General features: G+C 32.3%; 17 protein-coding genes and 2 rRNA genes. 14 read left to right on the plus strand and 5 right to left on the minus strand.

From position 1 onward, the window contains the following. The first annotated feature begins 6 nt into the window (after window positions 1-6). Together aspS and JNUCC81_RS02690 are read left to right on the plus strand one after the other, a co-directional pair. The gene (gene aspS / locus JNUCC81_RS02685; protein WP_454095192.1) at window positions 7-1,797 is read left to right on the plus strand and encodes an aspartate--tRNA ligase; all 1,791 of its coding nucleotides are present in this window, start codon (window positions 7-9) and stop codon (window positions 1,795-1,797) included. Window positions 1,798-1,940: 143 nt separating this feature from the next. After that, a complete protein-coding gene (locus JNUCC81_RS02690) occupies window positions 1,941-2,606 on the plus strand; it encodes a Bax inhibitor-1/YccA family protein (RefSeq protein ID WP_454095193.1) in 666 nt (221 codons plus the stop codon). 22 nt (window positions 2,607-2,628) lie between these two features. On the opposite strand, the gene JNUCC81_RS02695 is transcribed toward JNUCC81_RS02690, so the two are convergent. Then, the gene (locus JNUCC81_RS02695) at window positions 2,629-2,838 is read right to left on the minus strand and encodes a DUF2500 family protein (protein WP_454095194.1); all 210 of its coding nucleotides are present in this window, start codon (window positions 2,836-2,838) and stop codon (window positions 2,629-2,631) included. Window positions 2,839-2,945: 107 nt separating this feature from the next. On the opposite strand from JNUCC81_RS02695, the gene JNUCC81_RS02700 reads away from it, so the two are divergent. From JNUCC81_RS02700 to JNUCC81_RS02725, 6 genes are all read left to right on the plus strand, one after another. Next, on the plus strand, window positions 2,946-4,055 hold the full coding sequence (locus JNUCC81_RS02700; protein WP_454095195.1) for a sensor histidine kinase: 1,110 nt from the start codon (window positions 2,946-2,948) through the stop codon (window positions 4,053-4,055). A gap of 4 nt (window positions 4,056-4,059) precedes the next feature. Beyond that, window positions 4,060-4,683: a response regulator gene (locus JNUCC81_RS02705; protein ID WP_454095196.1), complete on the plus strand. Its 624-nt coding sequence runs from the start codon at window positions 4,060-4,062 to the stop codon at window positions 4,681-4,683. 82 nt (window positions 4,684-4,765) lie between these two features. After that, complete coding sequence (locus tag JNUCC81_RS02710; RefSeq protein ID WP_454095197.1) at window positions 4,766-6,211, plus strand: cell wall-binding repeat-containing protein; 1,446 nt, start codon at window positions 4,766-4,768, stop codon at window positions 6,209-6,211. A gap of 248 nt (window positions 6,212-6,459) precedes the next feature. Continuing rightward, window positions 6,460-7,392, plus strand: a complete 933-nt coding sequence (locus JNUCC81_RS02715; RefSeq protein ID WP_454095198.1) for an ABC transporter ATP-binding protein — start codon at window positions 6,460-6,462, stop codon at window positions 7,390-7,392. A gap of 11 nt (window positions 7,393-7,403) precedes the next feature. Next, window positions 7,404-8,474, plus strand: a complete 1,071-nt coding sequence (locus JNUCC81_RS02720) for an ABC transporter permease (RefSeq protein WP_454095199.1) — start codon at window positions 7,404-7,406, stop codon at window positions 8,472-8,474. Window position 8,475: 1 nt separating this feature from the next. Further along, complete coding sequence (locus tag JNUCC81_RS02725; RefSeq protein WP_454095200.1) at window positions 8,476-9,594, plus strand: ABC transporter permease; 1,119 nt, start codon at window positions 8,476-8,478, stop codon at window positions 9,592-9,594. A 148-nt stretch (window positions 9,595-9,742) separates the two neighbouring features. Here the strand turns inward: JNUCC81_RS02725 and JNUCC81_RS02730 are convergent, their stop codons facing one another. After that, the gene (locus JNUCC81_RS02730; RefSeq protein WP_208331844.1) at window positions 9,743-9,991 is read right to left on the minus strand and encodes a small, acid-soluble spore protein, alpha/beta type; all 249 of its coding nucleotides are present in this window, start codon (window positions 9,989-9,991) and stop codon (window positions 9,743-9,745) included. Between the two features lie 150 nt (window positions 9,992-10,141). Here JNUCC81_RS02730 and JNUCC81_RS02735 point away from each other — a divergent pair, with 150 nt between their 5' ends. The 3 genes from JNUCC81_RS02735 (at window position 10,142) to JNUCC81_RS02745 (ending at window position 11,392) form a co-directional block, all read left to right on the plus strand. Further along, the gene (locus JNUCC81_RS02735) at window positions 10,142-10,435 is read left to right on the plus strand and encodes a metal-sensitive transcriptional regulator (RefSeq protein ID WP_208331845.1); all 294 of its coding nucleotides are present in this window, start codon (window positions 10,142-10,144) and stop codon (window positions 10,433-10,435) included. A 13-nt stretch (window positions 10,436-10,448) separates the two neighbouring features. Beyond that, window positions 10,449-10,877, plus strand: a complete 429-nt coding sequence (locus JNUCC81_RS02740; protein ID WP_454095201.1) for a SoxR reducing system RseC family protein — start codon at window positions 10,449-10,451, stop codon at window positions 10,875-10,877. A 125-nt stretch (window positions 10,878-11,002) separates the two neighbouring features. Then, window positions 11,003-11,392, plus strand: coding sequence for a hypothetical protein (locus JNUCC81_RS02745; protein WP_454095202.1), 390 nt, complete (start codon window positions 11,003-11,005; stop codon window positions 11,390-11,392). An 11-nt stretch (window positions 11,393-11,403) separates the two neighbouring features. Here JNUCC81_RS02745 and JNUCC81_RS02750 read toward each other — a convergent pair whose 3' ends face one another. Together JNUCC81_RS02750 and JNUCC81_RS02755 are read right to left on the minus strand one after the other, a co-directional pair. Beyond that, on the minus strand, window positions 11,404-11,862 hold the full coding sequence (locus tag JNUCC81_RS02750; protein WP_454095203.1) for a threonine/serine exporter family protein: 459 nt from the start codon (window positions 11,860-11,862) through the stop codon (window positions 11,404-11,406). Next, the gene (locus JNUCC81_RS02755) at window positions 11,862-12,644 is read right to left on the minus strand and encodes a threonine/serine exporter family protein (RefSeq protein ID WP_454095204.1); all 783 of its coding nucleotides are present in this window, start codon (window positions 12,642-12,644) and stop codon (window positions 11,862-11,864) included. The genes JNUCC81_RS02750 and JNUCC81_RS02755 overlap by 1 nt, the downstream gene beginning before the upstream one ends. Before the next feature lie 177 nt (window positions 12,645-12,821). Between JNUCC81_RS02755 and JNUCC81_RS02760 the strand changes: the two genes are divergently transcribed. After that, entirely contained in the window at window positions 12,822-14,195 is a 1,374-nt protein-coding gene (locus tag JNUCC81_RS02760) for a hypothetical protein (RefSeq protein WP_454095205.1), read from the plus strand. A gap of 41 nt (window positions 14,196-14,236) precedes the next feature. On the opposite strand, the gene pdaA is transcribed toward JNUCC81_RS02760, so the two are convergent. Continuing rightward, complete coding sequence (gene pdaA / locus JNUCC81_RS02765) at window positions 14,237-15,115, minus strand: delta-lactam-biosynthetic de-N-acetylase (RefSeq protein ID WP_454095206.1); 879 nt, start codon at window positions 15,113-15,115, stop codon at window positions 14,237-14,239. A gap of 357 nt (window positions 15,116-15,472) precedes the next feature. Here pdaA and JNUCC81_RS02770 point away from each other — a divergent pair. Together JNUCC81_RS02770 and JNUCC81_RS02775 are read left to right on the plus strand one after the other, a co-directional pair. Then, a 16S ribosomal RNA gene (locus JNUCC81_RS02770) occupies window positions 15,473-16,975 on the plus strand. A gap of 223 nt (window positions 16,976-17,198) precedes the next feature. Further along, a 23S ribosomal RNA gene (locus JNUCC81_RS02775) occupies window positions 17,199-20,100 on the plus strand. The 16S and 23S rRNA genes sit together here, the layout of an rRNA operon. Window positions 20,101-20,392 lie beyond the last annotated feature (292 nt).

The raw sequence follows: 20,392 nt of genomic DNA on the forward strand, positions 1-20,392 counted from the left end.
GAAGTAATGGAGACTCTAAACGGATTAAAAAGAACTCACTACTGTGGGGACTTAAGAGAGCAAAACATTGACGAAGAAGTTGTACTTATGGGATGGGTACAAAAGAAAAGAAACTTAGGTGGACTAGTATTCGTTGACTTAAGAGATAGAAGTGGATTATGCCAAATAATATTTGATACGGATGTTAATGCTGAAGCTTTTGCTAAAGCTGAAAAATTAGGATCAGAATATGTTATAGCAGTTAAAGGAAAAGTTCGTGAGCGATCATCTAAAAATCCTAACATGCCAACTGGGGATATAGAAATATTTGCAACGGAGCTTAAAGTGTTAAATAAATCAGAAACTCCACCAATATATATAAAAGATAACGATAATGTTTCAGAAGAATTAAGATTAAAATATAGATACTTAGATTTAAGAAAGCCATCTATGCAAAAGACTTTAATGTTAAGAAGTAAAGTGGCAAACATTGTAAGAAACTACTTAAGTTCAAATGATTTCTTTGAAATAGAAACACCTTTCTTAATAAAGCCAACTCCAGAAGGAGCTAGAGATTACTTAGTACCAAGTAGAGTTAATGAAGGTAAATTTTACGCATTACCACAATCACCACAATTATTTAAGCAATTATTAATGGTAAGTGGAATGGATAGATACTTCCAAATAGTTAAGTGTTTCAGAGATGAAGACTTAAGAGCTGATAGACAACCTGAGTTTACTCAAATAGACTGTGAAATGTCTTTCGTTGAACAAGAAGATGTTATGGCTATAATGGAAAAAATGGTACAAACTGTATTTAAAGAAATATTAAATGTAGAAGTACAGTTACCACTTCAAACTATGACTTATGCTGAAGCTATGGAAAGATACGGAAGTGATAAGCCAGATACTAGATTTGGATACGAATTAACTAACATATCTGATTTAGTTGCAAATTGTGGATTTGGAGTATTTGCTAACGCTACTAAAGATGGAATGAGTGTTAGAGGTATAAATGTAGAAGGTAAATCTGAAGAAATAAGCAAGAAGCAATTAAGTAAAATAGAAGATCATGCTAAGACTTATAAAGCTAAAGGTCTTGCTTGGATGAGAATAGGAGCTAATAGAGAAGTAACTTCTCCAATAGCTAAATTCTTTACACCAGAAGAATTAACTGCAATATTAGATAGAATGAATGCAAAAGAAGGCGACTTATTATTATTTGTTGCTGATAAAAACTCTGTAGTATTTGATGCTTTAGGACAGGTTAGACTTGAAGTTGCAAGAAGACTTGACTTATTAGATAACAGTGTTTACAACATGTTATGGGTAACTGAATTCCCAGTATTTGAAGAAGATGAAGAAACTGGAAGAATGGTAGCTAAGCATCACCCATTCACATCTCCATTAGATGAAGATATAGAAAAATTAGAAGGTGATGATAAAGTATCTTTAAGAGCTAAGGCTTACGATATAGTTATAAATGGATATGAAGTAGGTGGAGGAAGTGTTAGAATATTTAACGCTGACGTTCAAAAGAAAATGTTTAAAGCATTAGGGTTAAGTGATGAAGAAGCTCAAGAAAAATTCGGATTCTTATTAGATGCTTTCAAATATGGTACACCACCACATGCAGGTATAGCATTTGGTCTTGATAGACTTGTAATGATACTTGCAGGAACTACTAACATAAAAGATGTTATAGCGTTCCCTAAAAACCAAAGTGCAGTTTGTCCAATGACAAATGCTCCAGCATCAGCTGATGCGACGCAACTTGAAGAATTAAGTATAAAAGTTGATATAGCTGATAAAGAATAGTATTTTAATTCTATTTCAATAAGGGTAGAGCTTAATGATAGCTCTACCTTTTAATATTTAGTATTAACTTTTATAAAGCTTAATATATAGTTATAATGGGTAAAAATAATAGAAAGAATAAATTAAATTTTTAGGAGAGTAATATGAATAAAAAAATAGTAAATCCAATGGCAGAGATATTTAGATGTCTTGCTATTTCAGTATTATTTATGTTTATAGGTTTTTTAGTTGGGCCAAGAATTTTACCACCAACTGCAGTTTATTATGCAAATAAAATCGTAATGTTTTTAATGATAGGACTTTTAATATTAGCATTATTTTCAAGAAAAAGTATAATACCTAGAAGTTTTTCAATGAACTTTGTATATGTTTTTACATTTATTGATGGAATAATTATGTATCCATTACTTCAATATTATCTACAAGATTTAGGTAGTGACCTAGTAATAACAATATTAATAGGTACAATAGTTTTATTTGGTGTACTATCATTAATATCATATAAAAGAGAAGCAGGACACTACCTTGGAATGGGAAAAATATTACTATCAGGATTGATAGCTTTAATAATTTTATCTATAGTTAACATGTTTATAGGTGGAGCTACTTTCAATATAGGAATAAGCATAATAGGAGTAATAATTTTCTCAGGTTATGTACTATATGATATTAGTTTAATAAAATATGAAATAGAAAGTGGAGCATTACAAGAAAGAAATGATTTATCTATACATGTTCTTAACCTTTACTTAGATTTTATTAATATATTATTAGATTTACTAGGTATAGCGTCAAGTTTAGATGATTAATATGAAAAGTTGCATAGTTTGCCTATGCAACTTTTTTACTATTCTCTATTAAATTTAAAAAACTAGTTCCTTGGAACTTAAGTTTTCCATAATCATTTTCACAAATCATGCCATAATTTTTACTGCTAACTTCAAATTCTAATCTATCCTTACTTTCAAATTTAAATGTAATATAGTAACTAGAAGAGTTACTAGCAGTATAAATTACTTCATCTATAATAAAATCCAACAATTAAAAAATAGTTAATTTAAATATAATAAATAATATATCAAAAAAAGGGTAAAAAAGGTTACAATTAAATAGAGTTTAATAGGAAATAGAGATACTAGGAGGAAGTTGTGATATTAAAAATTATAATAAATCTTATTTTGGGGCTAAATGTATTTTTCTATGCTATAGAAGAAAAAAAGTATTTAGAAAAGTTAAATGCTCCAATTATTTTAACCGTAATATGTATTAGTTTAGCTTTATATATTTTATCTAATTTAAATTTTATGAAAAAAAATAAATTGAAAATATTATTATTAAATTTAGTATATATGTCTATTGCATCTTATGAATTTTTACCATTATCAATTTTAATAGGTCCAATAGCAGTAGAGTTTATGGAGACCAAGGAATATGATAATTTTTATGTATACTTAATTACATTAATTTTATTTATTGTTCAAATAAAAATAGATATATCTTACACTCTAATTTCAATGGGAATAATAGGATCAATGTTTATATATGAAAGTATGAAAAATGAAAGAAAAATTAAAATAGTTGAAAAAGTAAATTATAATTTAAGGGAGAAAATATTTAACTTAGAAGAAAATAAAAGGCTGGAAAATAAAGCTAATTATCACAATATAGAAGCTATTAAAGTAGAGGAGCGAAATATTATTTCTCAAAAATTGCATGATAATATAGGTCACGTAATAGCTGGAAGTATAATGCAATTAGAAGCACTAAAAATAATTATTGATAATGATAGGGAAAAGGGAATTATTATGCTAGATAGCATAACTAATAATTTAAGACAAGGTATGGATGATATAAGGGCAACCCTTAGAAAAATAAAACCAGAAAATACTGAAATTGGAGTTAATAATTTAAAATCTACATTAGACAAATTTAGTAAAGAGTATAAAATTGAAAATAGAATTACATTTGAAGGAGATATAAATGAAATTAACTTTGTATATTGGAAGATAATTTTAGATTGTGTAAAGGAAAGCTTAACTAATATAATAAAGCATTCTAATGCAGATTTATTAAATATAGATATAAGTGTTTTAAACAAAATAATAAGAATACATATAAAAGATAATGGAAGTAAAGTTAAAAATATTAAAAAGGGAATGGGATTATTAGGCATAGAGGAAAGAATAGTTAACATTAATGGAAATGTTTATTTTAATAATGAAGATGGATTCTATATACTTATAATATTAAAGAGGTGAAATAATGATAAAGTTAATTATAGTTGATGATGATATTTTGATAAGAGAAAGCCTAAAAATAATAATAGATATAGATAAAGATATAGAAGTTGTTAAAACGTTAGAAAATGGAAAAGAGTGTATAGATTTTTTATTACAAAATGAAGTAGATGTAGTTTTACTAGATATGAGAATGCCAATTATGAATGGTGAAGAAGTATTAGCTGAAATTAGCAATAGAAATATAGATGTTAAGGTATTAATTCTAACTACATTTGATGAAGAGAATTTAATAAGTAGCGCTATAAAGTACAAAACAAATGGATATTTGTTAAAAAGCAGCAAACCAGATAAAATTATAAGTGCTATAAAATCAGTATATTTAGGCAATGGAGTATTTGAAGCTGATATAGTTTCTAAGCTTTTAGTAGGAAAAGAAGATAATTGTAGTAATAAAATGGATAAATATGGATTAACCCAAAGAGAACTTGATATAGTAAAATTAATATCAGATGGATTATCTAATAAGGAGATATCATGTGAATTGTTTTTATCAGAAGGAACTGTTAAAAATCATATAACGTCTATATTATCTAAAATGGATTTAAAATATAGAACACAAATAGCAATTGAATATTTAAAAAGATAAATTACAATAGCTATCAAATCTTACATAAATTCTATATAATTGTTTATATAAGATTTAGAAATAAACGAGGGGGAGAAATATTATGAAAAGGTCAAAATTAGTAACATCTGTATTATCAATAGCTTTATTTTTATCGGTAATGCCAAAAGCACACGCAAATGAAATTGAAAGTTATGCTATTGAAAATAAGTTAGTAGGGGCTAACAGGTATTCAACAGCAGTAGAAGTTAGTAAAAAAGGTTGGAGTAAAGCAAATCAAGTAGTAATAGTAAATAGTAGTTCTATAGTAGATGCATTATCTGTTACACCTTTTGCTAAGCTAATAGATGCGCCAATATTATTAACAGGTAAAGATTCTTTAAATAATACTACAAAAGAAGCTTTAAAAAATTTAGGTGCTAGCAAAGTACATATAATAGGTTCAACAGGAGTGATATCAGATAATGTAGTAAATCAATTAAAATCTATGGGTATTACAACAAATAGAATTGGTGGATCAAATAGACACGATACAGCACTTAAAATAGCTAATGAAGTTAATAAAATAAAAGATGTATCTGAAATTGCAGTAGTAAATGGATATAAAGGATTATCAGATGCAGTAAGTATAGCTTCAACAGCAGCATCTAAAGGAATGGTTATATTGCCGGCATCACCTAATAAGGGAATATCAGACTTTGAAGGATTTATAAAAGATGCTGATATAAAAAAATCTTATATAATAGGATCAACTAGTGCAGTATCACAACAAATAGAAAATAAAGTACCTAATGCAGAAAGATTAGGCGGTTCAAATAGAAATGAAACTAATGCAAAAGTAATAAATAAATTTTATACTTCTGACAAATTAAATAATGTATTTGTGGCAAAGAACGGTATGAATAGAGAAGACCAACTTATAGATGCACTAGCTGTTGGTGTTTTAGCAGCTAAGGAAAATTCTCCAGTTCTTATAGTTGGAAATAGCTTAAGTACTTCACAAAAAACTTTATTTACAAACAAAAGTGCAAATATAATAACTCAAGTAGGTAGCGGTGGGAATGAAAGTGCATTTAATGAATTAAAATCACTGCAATCAAATAACAATAAACCTAATGAGTCAAATATAATGTATGTAACTAACGTAGATGAAGGACAACCTTTAAATGTAAGGGAAAAAGCTATAATAACATCTAACAAAATAGGTGAATTACACAAAGGTGATAAAGTAGAAGTATTAGAAAAGTATAATACTGGATGGGTTAAAATAAAGTTTAATAATGGTGTAGGCTATGTTAGTGGATCTTATTTAACGAGTAAAGCACCAGAAGAGAATAATGAAAATGTAAAAATAAAATATGTAAATGCTACAGGTGGATTAAATGTTAGAAAAGGTCCATCAACGGGAGATGCTATAATTGGAAGACTTTTATATGGAGATAGAGTAGAACAAGTAGAGATGTTCTCAACAGGATGGGTTAAGATCAAGTTTGAAAGTTCATATGGATATGTAAGTAATGATTATCTAAGTATTAATCCAGTAAAATAAAGTTAACTATGAAAAGCTATGAATAAATTATTTATTCATAGCTTTTTTATATAAGAAGATTATATTTTATGGATAAATATAATCTTCAACTATTGAATTTGATAAACGTATTGAATAGCTACTTTAGCCATATGAGCGAAACGAATATTAAATTTATGACTAAAGTCATAGATAACTTATGACTATATGTACTTAAGGATTAGATAAAATTTCCATATAATTAAAATATAAAAAAATGGAGGTAGATTATGAAATATATTGAGATAAATAGATTATATAAAAGCTTTGGGGATTTTATAGCTTTAGAAAACTTAAACTTAACTATAGAAAAAGGTGATATATTTGGATTATTAGGTCCAAATGGAGCTGGAAAGAGCACTACTATAAATATATTAACTAATATTTTAGATAAAGATAGAGGAAGTATAAAAATATGCGATAAAGAAGTAAAGAAAAATGACTCAGAAGTAAAAGGAAAATTAGGAATAGTACCTCAAGACTTAGCAATATTTGAAGATATGACAGCACTTGAAAATGTAATGTTTTTTGGTTCATTATATGGATTAAGAGGCAAAGAGCTAAAAGAAAAATCACTTAAAGCTTTAGAATTTGTAGGGCTAGAAGAAAGTAAAAAGCTAAGTAAGACCTTTTCTGGAGGGATGAAAAGAAGATTAAATATAGCTTGTGGAATAGTACATGCACCTGAAATATTAATACTAGATGAGCCAACTGTTGGTATAGATCCCCAATCTAGAAATCACATAATGAAATCTATAAAAATACTAAACTCAAATGGATGTACAATAATTTATACTACTCATTATATGGAAGAGGTTGAAGCATTATGTAACAACATAGCAATAATTGATAAAGGAAAAGTAATAGCTAAAGGAAGTAAGGATAGCCTAAAGTCTATAATAAGTAACAAAAATAAATTTGAAGTTTTAGTAAATGATATAACAAACATTGATGAAAAAGAATTATCAAGTATAAAAGGAATTGATAGTGTTGAATTTAAGGAAAATAAAATTTATATAAATATAGATAGAGAAAAAAATTCACTAAATGAATTTATACTTTATTTATCATCAAGATATATAAAAATACTTGATATAAAAAGTAAGGTTATAACTTTAGAAGATGTATTCCTAAATCTTACAGGAAGAAAACTTAGAGATTAGGGGTGATGAGTATGAATATAATAATATCTACAATAAAAAGAAGCTTAAGAGATAAAAGTATAATACTTACTACGATATTTTTAGTTTTAATATTACCATATATATTTTCTATGATGTTCGGATCTGAAAGTAAAGTAGAAACTGTAAATATTAATATTATTGCAGATGAAAAAAGTTCATTAACTAAATCTTATATAGAATTTATAGATAACTTTGAAAAAAATAATAAAGATATAAAAATTGTTCACAGTCTAAATTCAGATTCTGAAAGTGAAGACTTAGGTATAAAAATAGATGAAAAAAATAAAAGTGTAAAGATCCTTGGAAGCAAAAAACTAAGGGTAAGTGAGAGTATTGTTCAAAATATTACAGAAGAATTTTTCAATCAAATAACTATAAATGAGATAGCAAATAAAAATAAAGAGGTAAATGAAAGTATAATAAAAGAAACAGTTTTAAAATCAGAATCAAATTCTAATGAATATAGGGACTATAAAGCGTATTTTGCAGTTATAATGCTACAAATGGCAACTCTTACAGCGAGTATATATGCATTTAAAAATACATTTTATATTAAGGAAAATATAGGAGAAAGAGCATTATCATCTCCAATAAAGATATCAAAACTATTAATAATGGAAGTAATTGGGTCATTTATTGCTATATTCACACAAGGAGTTATAACACTTTTAATGATATCAATTATATACGGGGTAAAAATAACTACTATAAATATATTTGGTTTGATTTATCTAATGGCTTTATTAAGTTTATTTGCAGTTAGTATAGGAATATTCGTATCAGCAATAGCTAAAAAGAGAATTCAAGGAGATAATATTGTATCATGTATAGTTACAGTATTAGCATTAAGTTCTGGAAAATTTATACCTAATATGTTTGATAATAATGTAAGTAAAATATTAAAACTTAATCCATTTACATTACTAAGTGAATCAATGCTTAAATTAGTAGATTCAAATATTTACTCTAATATAGGTTCAGCTACAATATTAACTATGTTTTTTGTAGTTGTACTTGTAGCAATAGCTATATTTATATTAAAAAGAAAAGTGGTGAAGTAATATGAAAAATATTTTAATTATATTAAAGCATAACTTAAAAAGTGTAATGAAAAGTTGGTTTTTATTAATAATAATTTTTCCAATAGCTATAAATTTATTTTTTACTATGTTTATGAATGATTCAGATGGTAATGCTTATGATAAAAATATTATCGGTATTTATACTAAAGATAACGGTGAAATTTATGAAAAAATAATACCTAAAGATAAATTTAAAAATGTTATAAATATAAACTCACCTAAAGAAGTTAAGGATATGGTTAGAAATGAAGAAATATCAGTAGGAATAATAATAGATAGTGATAATATACTTAATAGTATTAAAAATAATGAAGAAAATTTAATAGAAGTAATATCTAGTGAAAATGAACGAGATAAAGAATTAGTATTAAGTACTATAAATAGTTCAATATCTAAAGTTTTATCACTTGGAGATAGTAGTGAAGAAATAATTAGTAACTTTGAAAAGTATGAAAATGAAAAATATACTTTCAGTAATGAAAGAAGTAGTTTATCTGAAGCAGTACCTTATATATTGATGTTTGGATTTTTCTGTATGATATTTTTATTTATTGCCGGAAAGTCTCTTAGTCCAATAATAAAAGAAAGAGATATGAAAATTGATAAAAGAATATTAGTATCAAAGATTAGTAAAGTACAATATATGTTAGGGCATATATTAGGGTGTTTTTTACTATTAATATTACAAAGCTTAACACTTTGCTCTACGTTTTATTTATTTAATAAAGATATTAATGTAAATTTTGGTTGGATGATAATATTATCATTTGTACTATCATTGGTTGGAATATCAATAGCACTTCTTATAGTATCAGTATCTAATAATTCTGAAACGTATTATGTCATATTATCTATGGTAGTTACACCAGTATCACTTTTAAGTGGTGGATTTTTACCAATTGAATTTATGCCAAAAATTGCGGGTAAGATTGCTATGATATCACCACTTACTTGGGTAAACTCAGCTTTTAGAGGAGTAGTTATGAATGATAGTGCTATAGATATTAGTATGAGTTTATTATCAGCAATTGCAATATCAATAGTATTTATAATGCTATTTTTATTAGTAGAATCTAAACGAAAAAATAAAGTGACTTGATAAAGTTTAATTCAAGGCATATTTTAGAGAATAAATCTAAATAGATTAGTTAAAAAAGCCACTTATAAAAATAAGTGGCTTTTCATATTAGAATATTATAAATAAGTTATTCTATACTTGGATTAAATTATCTAATTTTTATATAGTATTATTTATTTTGAGAATTATATTGATTCATTAATATTTCTTCGCCTTTTTGTACTAAAGATCTAGTCATCATTCCACCGAAATTTTCCCCTGCTAATACATTTTGAGCAGCTCCTTCTAATGTTCCTTGTGGAGCATTACTTTCTACTTTATCATTCATAGAATCGTAATTGTAACCTAATTCATTAGCTATTTCCATTTTTAAACTACTTAAAGCTTGCTTTGCATTATTTTTAGACTGTAAATTCATTATATAATCTCCTTTAATAAAATAATTATTAATAATATAATTCACATAATAAGAGAAATTTATAACTGTCTAAAACAAATTATATCTACTATGCAAGTATTTCCAAAAATAAGTTATAATATAATTATAATTAAGAGGAGAGGTAGTAAAATGGAAGAAAAAAATTTAGCAAAAACTAATGATAAAGAAGCTCTTATGAAAAGACTTAAAAGAATAGAAGGACAAGTAAAAGGAATTCAAAAAATGTTAGACGAAGAAAGATATTGTGTAGATATATTAGTCCAAATATCTGCTATAAGATCTGCTATAAATAAAGTTGGTACTATAATATTAGAGAATCATATAAAGGGATGTGTATCTGAAAGTATAAAGCAAGGAGATTGTGAAGATACAGAGAATATGATAAATGAGCTTATGTATACTATAGATAAGTTTACTAAATAGGGGGAATGTATAAATGAATCAACAGGGATATATTATAGAAATTGTTGATGAAAAAACTGCAAAATTAAAAATGCAAAGACACTCAGCGTGTGCATCATGCGGAAAATGTGTAACAAGTTCAGAAAAGAAAGACATATTAGTTGAGGTAGAAAATGCTATAGGGGCAAAGATTGGAGATCATGTAGAAGTAAATATGGATAATGTAAAAGTATTAAAAGCAACTGCTTTTGTATATTTAATACCTCTTATGGGACTTCTTATAGGAACAATAGGAACATATTTTATACTAGAATCATTAGGTGCTAAATCTAATATAGAGATGATAAGCGCTATAGTAGGTTTTTTAACTACATTTATTTGTTATATAGTTTTAAACAAAAATGATAAGAAATTTAAAGATAGCAAAGATTTTATACCAACAATTACAAAAATACTAACTTAATAAAAAAGACTTCTTAAATTTAAGAAGTCTTTTTTTAGTATAAAAAATAAATTTACAAAGTTAAGGTTAAATTAAGGTTAAGTGGAATGATATATATGAGATAAAAAATTTTAGGAGGAAAGACTATGAGATTAAAAAAATATGTAGGATTAGCAATGCTTATGACTTTAATGATAGGATCATCAAATTTCCAAATAGTAAATGCTAGTACTATAGAAAATGAAGAAAGTTCTAAAACTAATACTACAGAAAGTATTAAACAATGCCCAAAACACCATAGAAGAGGTAAGGTTGTATTTGAAAAAAGTATAAGAGAACTTAAAGACTCAGGTGTTTTAAATGATGAGGATATAAAAAAGATAGATGAGTATAATAAAAAACTAGAAGAAAAAAGAAACACTGAAATGAAGAAAAAAAGAGATGAAGTTATAGATAACATGGTAAATGAAAATGTAATAAGTCATCAAAAGGGTGAGAAGTTAAAACAAGCTGTAGATAAAAATATTGAACAATAGAAAAAAAGCTGCTATTTAGCAGCTTTTTGTTTTAATTGTAATATAGTCAATGTTTTAGAAAGTGAAGTTATAATTAATACTCCTAGCGCAATAGCTCCACTTATAAATAAAGTATCCGCACCTGTAGACATTGCTAAATCAAAGTGATTTTGAACTAAATAAAGCATAGTATTATACATTCCAAGACCTGGAACCAATGGTATAATACCTGGAATTACGAATAAAATAGCAGGATGCTTTAATTTTCTAGCTAATATTTCACTAAGTAGAGAAACAACAGCAGCGGCTATAAAGTTAGCAAATATTGCATTAGAAGTTACATCAACTAATACAAAGTATAAAGTCCATCCAATAGCACCAGTTACACCAGCTGGTAAAAGGGCAGATTTTGGTGCATTAAGAAAAATTGAAAATCCTACTGTAGCAAAAAACGAAAATATAAAATGCATAAAAATTGGCATATCAGTCATTAAAAAGCACCTCCTATTCTAATCCATAAATCAAGTATAAGCCCAACTCCAGATGCAATAGCAATAGCAGTCATACCTGCATCAAAGGCACGAGATACTCCTGATATTAAATCACCAGAAATTAAATCACGAATACCTTTTATAAATGCTACCCCGGGAAGTAGTGGCATAATAGAACCAACTATAAGCATTTTAGGAGTAGCTAAAAAACCAACTTGAGTAAGCAAAGCTCCAGCAGATGCTATTACAATAGATGCAACTAAACTTGAAAATGTAGATATGGAACTAATTTTCATCATTTTATTAAAAACAATTATAGCCAATATAGATGTTATAAAAGTAAATAAAAATGTTGGGATATTATTTCCACCAAGTAAAAATGCGAAACTAGCTGAAGCGAATCCCGTAGCACAGTTAACTATGTATGGAGGATATGAGTAAGATTGATCTAGTTTTTTTAACCTTACAAGAGCTTGCTCAACTGTTAAGTCTGTATTACTTACAAACTCTCTAGAAAAGTCATTAAGCAAGGAAATTCTATTTAGATTTATAGATCTATTTTTTATTGTTTTCATAAAAGTAAAACCGTCAAATCTATCGTCCGAAATAATTATAACTGTAGGCGCTGTAAAAACGTTAACATGATTAAACCCCCTAGATCTACAAATCCTAAGAAGACTGTCTTCAACTCTATATGTTTCTGCCCCACTAGAAAGCATAAGCTCCCCTATAAATAACGCTAATCGAAGTATGTCTTTTTTATAGTTTTGATTATATTCCATACCTATAAACCTCCAAATAAAATCTATAATATTTTATAATATAAAGATTATATCAAATTTAATAAAATATGTATTTCATTATATGTATTATTTTCCCTAAATAATAAACTTTTATTAACAACTTTATTTTTGAGTTCATATAATAGTTAATATCACAATTAAAAAGGGGACATAAATATGGTTTTGACAGGGGCTCATTATATCTATATTTTATTTATGGTAGCGATATTAATCATAATGATTATGAAAAAAGACATTATAGTTCCATGTGCTTTGGGGGTATTTTGTTTAGGGTTATTTTATAAAAAAAGCATAGTAGGTGCAGTGGGAGCAGTATTTAGTTCTTTTATAGTATCATTAAATGAGCTAGGTCCTATAATTTTAATTATAGCGATTATGGTTGCATTATCTAAAGCGTTAGAGGAAAATCATTCAATTAACTATATGGTCAAACCTTTCTCTAAAATTATCAAAAACTCAACAACAGCATTTTTTGTAACAGGTATAGTTATGTTACTTCTTTCATGGTTTTTCTGGCCATCACCAGCAGTAGCTTTAGTTGGGGCAATTTTTCTACCAATAGCGGTAAATGCTGGTCTACCAGCAATTGGAGTAGCAATTGCACTTAATTTATTTGGTCATGGTATTGCTTTATCAACAGACTTTATAATACAGGGAGCACCTAGTATAACAGCTGGAGCAGCAGGAATACCAGTATCTTCTGTTATAAATGATGGTATGATACTTTATTGGGTAATGTCTATGGTAACAGTATCTGTATCATTTTATATGTTAAGAAGAGATATTAAAAAAGGAATGTTTAAAGATGAAATATCAGATGTAAAATATGAAGAAATTAAAGAATTCAGCACTAAAGCTAAAGTATCAACACTTATAGTAGCAATAGGGTTTATTTTAGATATAGTATGTATGTATAAATTTGACCTTAAAGGAGGAGATGCATCTGCATTATTAGGTGGAACAGCAGTATTTTTATTAATAATAATAGATTTATTAGAAAATGGAAAAAAAGGATTTGATAAAGTCTGTGATCATGTAACTGATGGATTTATGTTTGGTATGAAAATATTTGCTGTAATAGTTCCAATAGCAGCATTTTTCTATATGGGAGAAGTAGCACCCTTAACATCAGTACTAGGGGATGTACTTCCAGGAGGATCTCAAGGGTTGCTATCAGATATAGGTTTAGCTCTAGCACAATCAGTTCCTCTTAATAAAATAGCAGTAGCAGGTATAGAAACTGTGGTAGGTGCTATAACAGGTCTTGATGGTTCAGGATTTTCAGGAATGTCATTAGCTGGTTCTTTAGCAGGAGTATTTGGAAGTGCTATAAATTGTAATACAGGAGCACTTACAGCTCTAGGTCAAATAGCAGCAATATGGGTAGGAGGAGGATGTTTAGTTCCTTGGGCTTTAGTATCAGCAGCAGCAATTTGCGGAGTTAGCCCTATTGAGTTAGCCAAGAGAAACTTTATACCTGTAATTGTAGGTTTAGTAGTGACAACGATAGTTGCTATATTGATTATTTAAAATTAATTAAAAAAGATGATGGACATTATGCCCACCATCTTTTATTTTGGATCTAACAATTGAAATTTATATCCTTCACATTTTGCTTTATCAATAAAATCTCCTAAGATTTCAGTATTTGTTTTTGAAACTGCATGTAATAATAGTATAGAACCATCGTGTAAATGGTTCATTATTTTTTTAATAGCATCGTTATTGTTTGGTTGTTCATTGGGATCCCAATCATGATAAGCAAAACTCCAAAAGACAGAAGTATAACCTAAATTCTTAGTCATAGCTAAACTCTTTTGAGAATATTGACCCATAGGAGGTCTAAATAATTTAACCATTTCCTTACCGGTAACTTTTTTGTATCTATTTTCAACATCTTTAAATTCATTATTAAACATATTTGTATCATTAGCTCTATCAGGTAGAGATGGGTGACTCATAGTATGGTTTCCAACTATATGTCCTTCATCAGCCATTCGTTTAACTAAATCAGGATTAGTTTTTATGTAGTGTGATGTAACGAAGAAAACTGCTTTTTCATTTTTTTCTTTTAATACATCTAATATTTTCGGAGTATATCCATTTTCATAGCCTTCATCAAATGTTAGGTATAAAGTTTTTGATTTTTTACTAGTTGGACCATTATAAACTGCATTATAATCATTTAGATTGAATTTAAGGTCAGTATTAACAGTTGGAGTTTTATGTTCATCATTAGGAACGAAGAACCAACTTATTTTAGTGTTATCTAAATTAGAAGTATCGATACTATTTACCACGGATTTATCATTTATAGCTATAGAATCTTTAGTAGATTCTTTTATATTATTAGTTTTATTATCAATATAACTGTTTTTTAAGGGGCTACAACCAGTTAAAGAAATAGATATTAGACATAATATTGAAAAAGAAATTAATTTTTTATGCATACTTTTCATCTCCTTAGATATAATACTTATGTTATATTTTATTGACCAATATTTTGTATCTATACAAATTTAGGAAATATATAAATAAAATCTTATTGATAAAATTTGAGATAGAATATAGGTATAGGGCCAATTACATAATATAAAATAAGATTATAATGAATTTTAAATTTAAAATAAATTAAAAAAATGTAAAAAAAGAGTTGACCTTGTTGAACCAAGATGATAATATAATAAATGTGCTCGAGAGAGACAAACAAATGAACTTTGAAAATTAAACAGTAGGTTAATTTATAGAATTTGAAACAACCAAACAAAGCCAGATATATAACAGTATCTGAGCCCAAGTCAAAACTTATATTTAAGAGTTTGATCCTGGCTCAGGATGAACGCTGGCGGCGTGCCTAACACATGCAAGTCGAGCGATTTCCTTCGGGAAAGAGCGGCGGACGGGTGAGTAACGCGTGGGTAACCTGCCCTGTACACACGGATAACATACCGAAAGGTATGCTAATACGGGATAACATGAGAGAGTCGCATGGCTTTCTTATCAAAGATTTATCGGTACAGGATGGACCCGCGTCTGATTAGCTAGTTGGTAAGGTAACGGCTTACCAAGGCGACGATCAGTAGCCGACCTGAGAGGGTGATCGGCCACATTGGAACTGAGACACGGTCCAAACTCCTACGGGAGGCAGCAGTGGGGAATATTGCACAATGGGCGAAAGCCTGATGCAGCAACGCCGCGTGAGCGATGAAGGCCTTCGGGTCGTAAAGCTCTGTCCTCAAGGAAGATAATGACGGTACTTGAGGAGGAAGCCCCGGCTAACTACGTGCCAGCAGCCGCGGTAATACGTAGGGGGCTAGCGTTATCCGGAATTACTGGGCGTAAAGGGTGCGTAGGTGGTTTCTTAAGTCAGAGGTGAAAGGCTACGGCTCAACCGTAGTAAGCCTTTGAAACTGAGAAACTTGAGTGCAGGAGAGGAGAGTAGAATTCCTAGTGTAGCGGTGAAATGCGTAGATATTAGGAGGAATACCAGTTGCGAAGGCGGCTCTCTGGACTGTAACTGACACTGAGGCACGAAAGCGTGGGGAGCAAACAGGATTAGATACCCTGGTAGTCCACGCCGTAAACGATGAGTACTAGCTGTCGGAGGTTACCCCCTTCGGTGGCGCAGCTAACGCATTAAGTACTCCGCCTGGGAAGTACGCTCGCAAGAGTGAAACTCAAAGGAATTGACGGGGACCCGCACAAGTAGCGGAGCATGTGGTTTAATTCGAAGCAACGCGAAGAACCTTACCTAAGCTTGACATCCTTTTGACCTCTCCCTAATCGGAGATTTCCCTTCGGGGACAGAAGTGACAGGTGGTGCATGGTTGTCGTCAGCTCGTGTCGTGAGATGTTGGGTTAAGTCCCGCAACGAGCGCAACCCTTGCCTTTAGTTGCCAGCATTAAGTTGGGCACTCTAGAGGGACTGCCAGGGATAACCTGGAGGAAGGTGGGGATGACGTCAAATCATCATGCCCCTTATGCTTAGGGCTACACACGTGCTACAATGGGTGGTACAGAGGGCAGCCAAGTCGTGAGGCGGAGCTAATCCCTTAAAGCCATTCTCAGTTCGGATTGTAGGCTGAAACTCGCCTACATGAAGCTGGAGTTACTAGTAATCGCAGATCAGAATGCTGCGGTGAATGCGTTCCCGGGTCTTGTACACACCGCCCGTCACACCACGGAAGTTGGGGGCGCCCGAAGCCGGTTTGCTAACCTTTTGGAAGCGGCCGTCGAAGGTGAAATCAATAACTGGGGTGAAGTCGTAACAAGGTAGCCGTATCGGAAGGTGCGGCTGGATCACCTCCTTTCTAAGGAGAATTGCCTACTGTTTAATTTTGAGGGTTCATTCCTTCAAAATTAGTACTTTGAAAACTGCATAACATTTAGTGATATGACATCATTTTATATATATGAAGAAGATAACTTCTAAAAATATCAACGACACGATAAGTCATTAAAATATCAACTTTGAGTAACGTAATAAACTGAGTGAATACGAAGTTTGTTCGTTGACGAAACACTTTAATAACTGGTCAAGTTATTAAGGGTGCAGGGCGGATGCCTTGGCACTAGGAGCCGATGAAGGACGCGATAAGCTGCGATAAGCTTCGGGGAGTTGCACGTAAACTTTGATCCGAAGATTTCCGAATGAGGAAACTCACTTAGAGTAATGTCTAAGTATCGTTAAGTGAATACATAGCTTAGCGAGGGGAACCCGGGGAACTGAAACATCTAAGTACCCGGAGGAAAAGAAAGAAATTCGATTCCGTAAGTAGCGGCGAGCGAACGCGGAACAGGCCAAACCAATGAAGTTTTCTTCGTTGGGGTTGCGGACATATCATAAACGAAGAGGTCATCGTAAGTGAAGAGAGTTGGAAAGCTCCGCCATAGAAGGTAATAGCCCTGTATTTGAAACGATAATTCTTTAGATATGATCCAGAGTACCACGGGACACGTGAAACCCTGTGGGAAGCAGGAGGGACCATCCTCCAAGCCTAAATACTACCTAGTGACCGATAGCGCATAGTACCGTGAGGGAAAGGTGAAAAGAACCCCGGGAGGGGAGTGAAATAGAACCTGAAACCCTGCACTTACAAGCTGTGGGAGCACATTATTTGTGTGACCGCGTACTTTTTGTAGAACGGGCCAACGAGTTACGTTAAGTAGCAAGGTTAAGCACTTAAGGTGCGGAGCCGTAGCGAAAGCGAGTCTTAAATGGGCGCTTAAGTTACTTGACGTAGACCCGAAACCGGGCGACCTATCCATGAGCAGGTTGAAGCGAAAGTAAAATTTCGTGGAGGACCGAACCCACGAGCGTTGAAAAGCTCGGGGATGACTTGTGGATAGCGGTGAAATTCCAATCGAGCCCGGAGATAGCTGGTTCTCCCCGAAATAGCTTTAGGGCTAGCCTCAAGGTTGAGAGAAGCGGAGGTAGAGCACTGAATGTCCTAGGGGGTATTGCACTTACCGAAGACTATCAAACTCCGAATGCCGTATTCTTATACTTGGGAGTCAGACTGTGGGTGATAAGATTCATAGTCGAAAGGGCAACAGCCCAGATCGTCAGCTAAGGTCCCTAAATGTACGTTAAGTGGTAAAGGATGTGGGATTGCACAGACAACCAGGATGTTGGCTTAGAAGCAGCCACTCATTTAAAGAGTGCGTAATAGCTCACTGGTCGAGTGATCCTGCGCCGAAAATTTCCGGGGCTAAAACGTACTACCGAAGCTACGGCATCATTATGATGGGTAGGGGAGCTTCGTATGCAGGCTGAAGCGTGACCGTAAGGACGCGTGGACAGTATACGAGTGAGAATGTTGGCATGAGTAGCGAGACGTGGGTGAGAATCCCACGGGCCGTAAACCCAAGGTTTCCAGGGGAAGGTTCGTCCGCCCTGGGTTAGTCGGGACCTAAGCCGAGGCCGAAAGGCGTAGGTGATGGACAACAGGTTGATATTCCTGTACCGCCAATAAACGCTTGAGAAATGGGATGACACAGTAGGATAAGCTAACCACACTGTTGGTTATGTGTGGCTAAGTACTGAGGCAGTCAAGATAGGCAAATCCGTCTTGATAATGCTGGGGTACGATGGGGAGCGAAATTTAGTAGCGAAGTAGCTGATTTCACACTGTCAAGAAAAGTCTCTATCGAGTTTAAAGGCGCCCGTACCTCAAACCGACACAGGTGGGTGAGGAGAGTATCCTAAGGCCAGCGAGAGAACTATTGTTAAGGAACTCGGCAAAATGACCCCGTAACTTAGGGAGAAGGGGTGCCATCCTTTGGATGGCCGCAGAGAATAGGCCCAAGCGACTGTTTACCAAAAACACAGGTTTCTGCTAAGTCGCAAGACGATGTATAGGAGCTGACGCCTGCCCGGTGCTGGAAGGTTAAGGGGATCTGTTAGAGCAATCGAAGCAGTGAACTTAAGCCCCAGTAAACGGCGGCCGTAACTATAACGGTCCTAAGGTAGCGAAATTCCTTGTCGGGTAAGTTCCGACCCGCACGAAAGGCGTAACGATTTGGGCACTGTCTCAACAATAGACTCGGTGAAATTGTAATCCCGGTGAAGATGCCGGGTACCTGCGACAGGACGGAAAGACCCCATGGAGCTTTACTGTAGCTTGACGTTGGGTCTTGGTACTACATGTACAGGATAGGTGGGAGACTTTGAAGCATGAACGCCAGTTTGTGTGGAGTCATCCTTGGGATACCACCCTTGTAGTACTGGGATCCTAACCAGAGGCCTTGAATCAGGTCTTGGGACACCGTCAGGTGGGCAGTTTGACTGGGGCGGTCGCCTCCCAAAGAGTAACGGAGGCGCTCAAAGGTTCTCTCAGTACGGTCGGAAATCGTACGAAGAGTGTAAAGGCAAAAGAGAGCTTGATTGCAAGACATACAGGTCGAGCAAGGACGAAAGTCGGACTTAGTGATCCGGTGGTTCCGCATGGAAGGGCCATCGCTCAACGGATAAAAGCTACCCTGGGGATAACAGGCTTATCTCCCCCAAGAGTCCACATCGACGGGGAGGTTTGGCACCTCGATGTCGGCTCATCACATCCTGGGGCTGTAGTAGGTCCCAAGGGTTGGGCTGTTCGCCCATTAAAGTGGTACGCGAGCTGGGTTCAGAACGTCGTGAGACAGTTCGGTCCCTATCCGTCGCAGGCGTAGGAAATTTGAGGAGACCTGTCCTTAGTACGAGAGGACCGGGATGGACGTACCTCTGGTGTACCAGTTGTTCTGCCAAGGGCATGGCTGGGTAGCTATGTACGGAATGGATAAGCGCTGAAAGCATCTAAGCGCGAAGCCAACTTCAAGATAAGATTTCCCACCGTAAGGGTAAGACCCCAGGAAGACTACCTGGTTGATAGGTCGAAGGTGTAAGTGCAGTAATGTATTTAGCTTATCGATACTAATAGGTCGAGGACTTGACCAAAAAAATAAAAATCTAAAGATTTTTATATCGCCAACCGAATCGAAGATTCCGGTTGCTAAAATTAAAATGACTAATGTGATAAATGTTTGCAGTTTTCAGAGTATTAAGTTGAGACTATATAGTATATATAGTCTTTTTTCGTTTTGAGAGCTAAATTTTACTAAGTGATTATCTTAGTGAAATTTAGCTCTTTTTTGTTATGAGAATAATAAGTGGTAGTTAATATACTACTAAGGTGTAGTAGGGGATAAGATTTGAATTATACTTATTGTTTAGGCAAATTTAGGTAGTA

Source organism: Faecalimicrobium sp. JNUCC 81, from assembly GCF_053667625.1.

Excerpts from the sequence above, each read along its gene's own strand:
- aspS (WP_454095192.1), top strand. The coding sequence starts at position 7 with ATGGAGACTCTAAACGGATTAAAAAGAACTCACTACTGTGGGGACTTA.
- JNUCC81_RS02690 (WP_454095193.1), top strand. The coding sequence starts at position 1,941 with ATGAATAAAAAAATAGTAAATCCAATGGCAGAGATATTTAGATGTCTT.
- JNUCC81_RS02705 (WP_454095196.1), top strand. The coding sequence starts at position 4,060 with ATGATAAAGTTAATTATAGTTGATGATGATATTTTGATAAGAGAAAGC.
- JNUCC81_RS02710 (WP_454095197.1), top strand. The coding sequence starts at position 4,766 with ATGAAAAGGTCAAAATTAGTAACATCTGTATTATCAATAGCTTTATTT.
- JNUCC81_RS02715 (WP_454095198.1), top strand. The coding sequence starts at position 6,460 with ATGAAATATATTGAGATAAATAGATTATATAAAAGCTTTGGGGATTTT.
- JNUCC81_RS02720 (WP_454095199.1), top strand. The coding sequence starts at position 7,404 with ATGAATATAATAATATCTACAATAAAAAGAAGCTTAAGAGATAAAAGT.
- JNUCC81_RS02725 (WP_454095200.1), top strand. The coding sequence starts at position 8,476 with ATGAAAAATATTTTAATTATATTAAAGCATAACTTAAAAAGTGTAATG.
- JNUCC81_RS02730 (WP_208331844.1), bottom strand. The coding sequence starts at position 9,991 with ATGAATTTACAGTCTAAAAATAATGCAAAGCAAGCTTTAAGTAGTTTA.
- JNUCC81_RS02735 (WP_208331845.1), top strand. The coding sequence starts at position 10,142 with ATGGAAGAAAAAAATTTAGCAAAAACTAATGATAAAGAAGCTCTTATG.
- JNUCC81_RS02740 (WP_454095201.1), top strand. The coding sequence starts at position 10,449 with ATGAATCAACAGGGATATATTATAGAAATTGTTGATGAAAAAACTGCA.
- JNUCC81_RS02745 (WP_454095202.1), top strand. The coding sequence starts at position 11,003 with ATGAGATTAAAAAAATATGTAGGATTAGCAATGCTTATGACTTTAATG.
- JNUCC81_RS02750 (WP_454095203.1), bottom strand. The coding sequence starts at position 11,862 with ATGACTGATATGCCAATTTTTATGCATTTTATATTTTCGTTTTTTGCT.
- JNUCC81_RS02755 (WP_454095204.1), bottom strand. The coding sequence starts at position 12,644 with ATGGAATATAATCAAAACTATAAAAAAGACATACTTCGATTAGCGTTA.
- JNUCC81_RS02760 (WP_454095205.1), top strand. The coding sequence starts at position 12,822 with ATGGTTTTGACAGGGGCTCATTATATCTATATTTTATTTATGGTAGCG.
- pdaA (WP_454095206.1), bottom strand. The coding sequence starts at position 15,115 with ATGCATAAAAAATTAATTTCTTTTTCAATATTATGTCTAATATCTATT.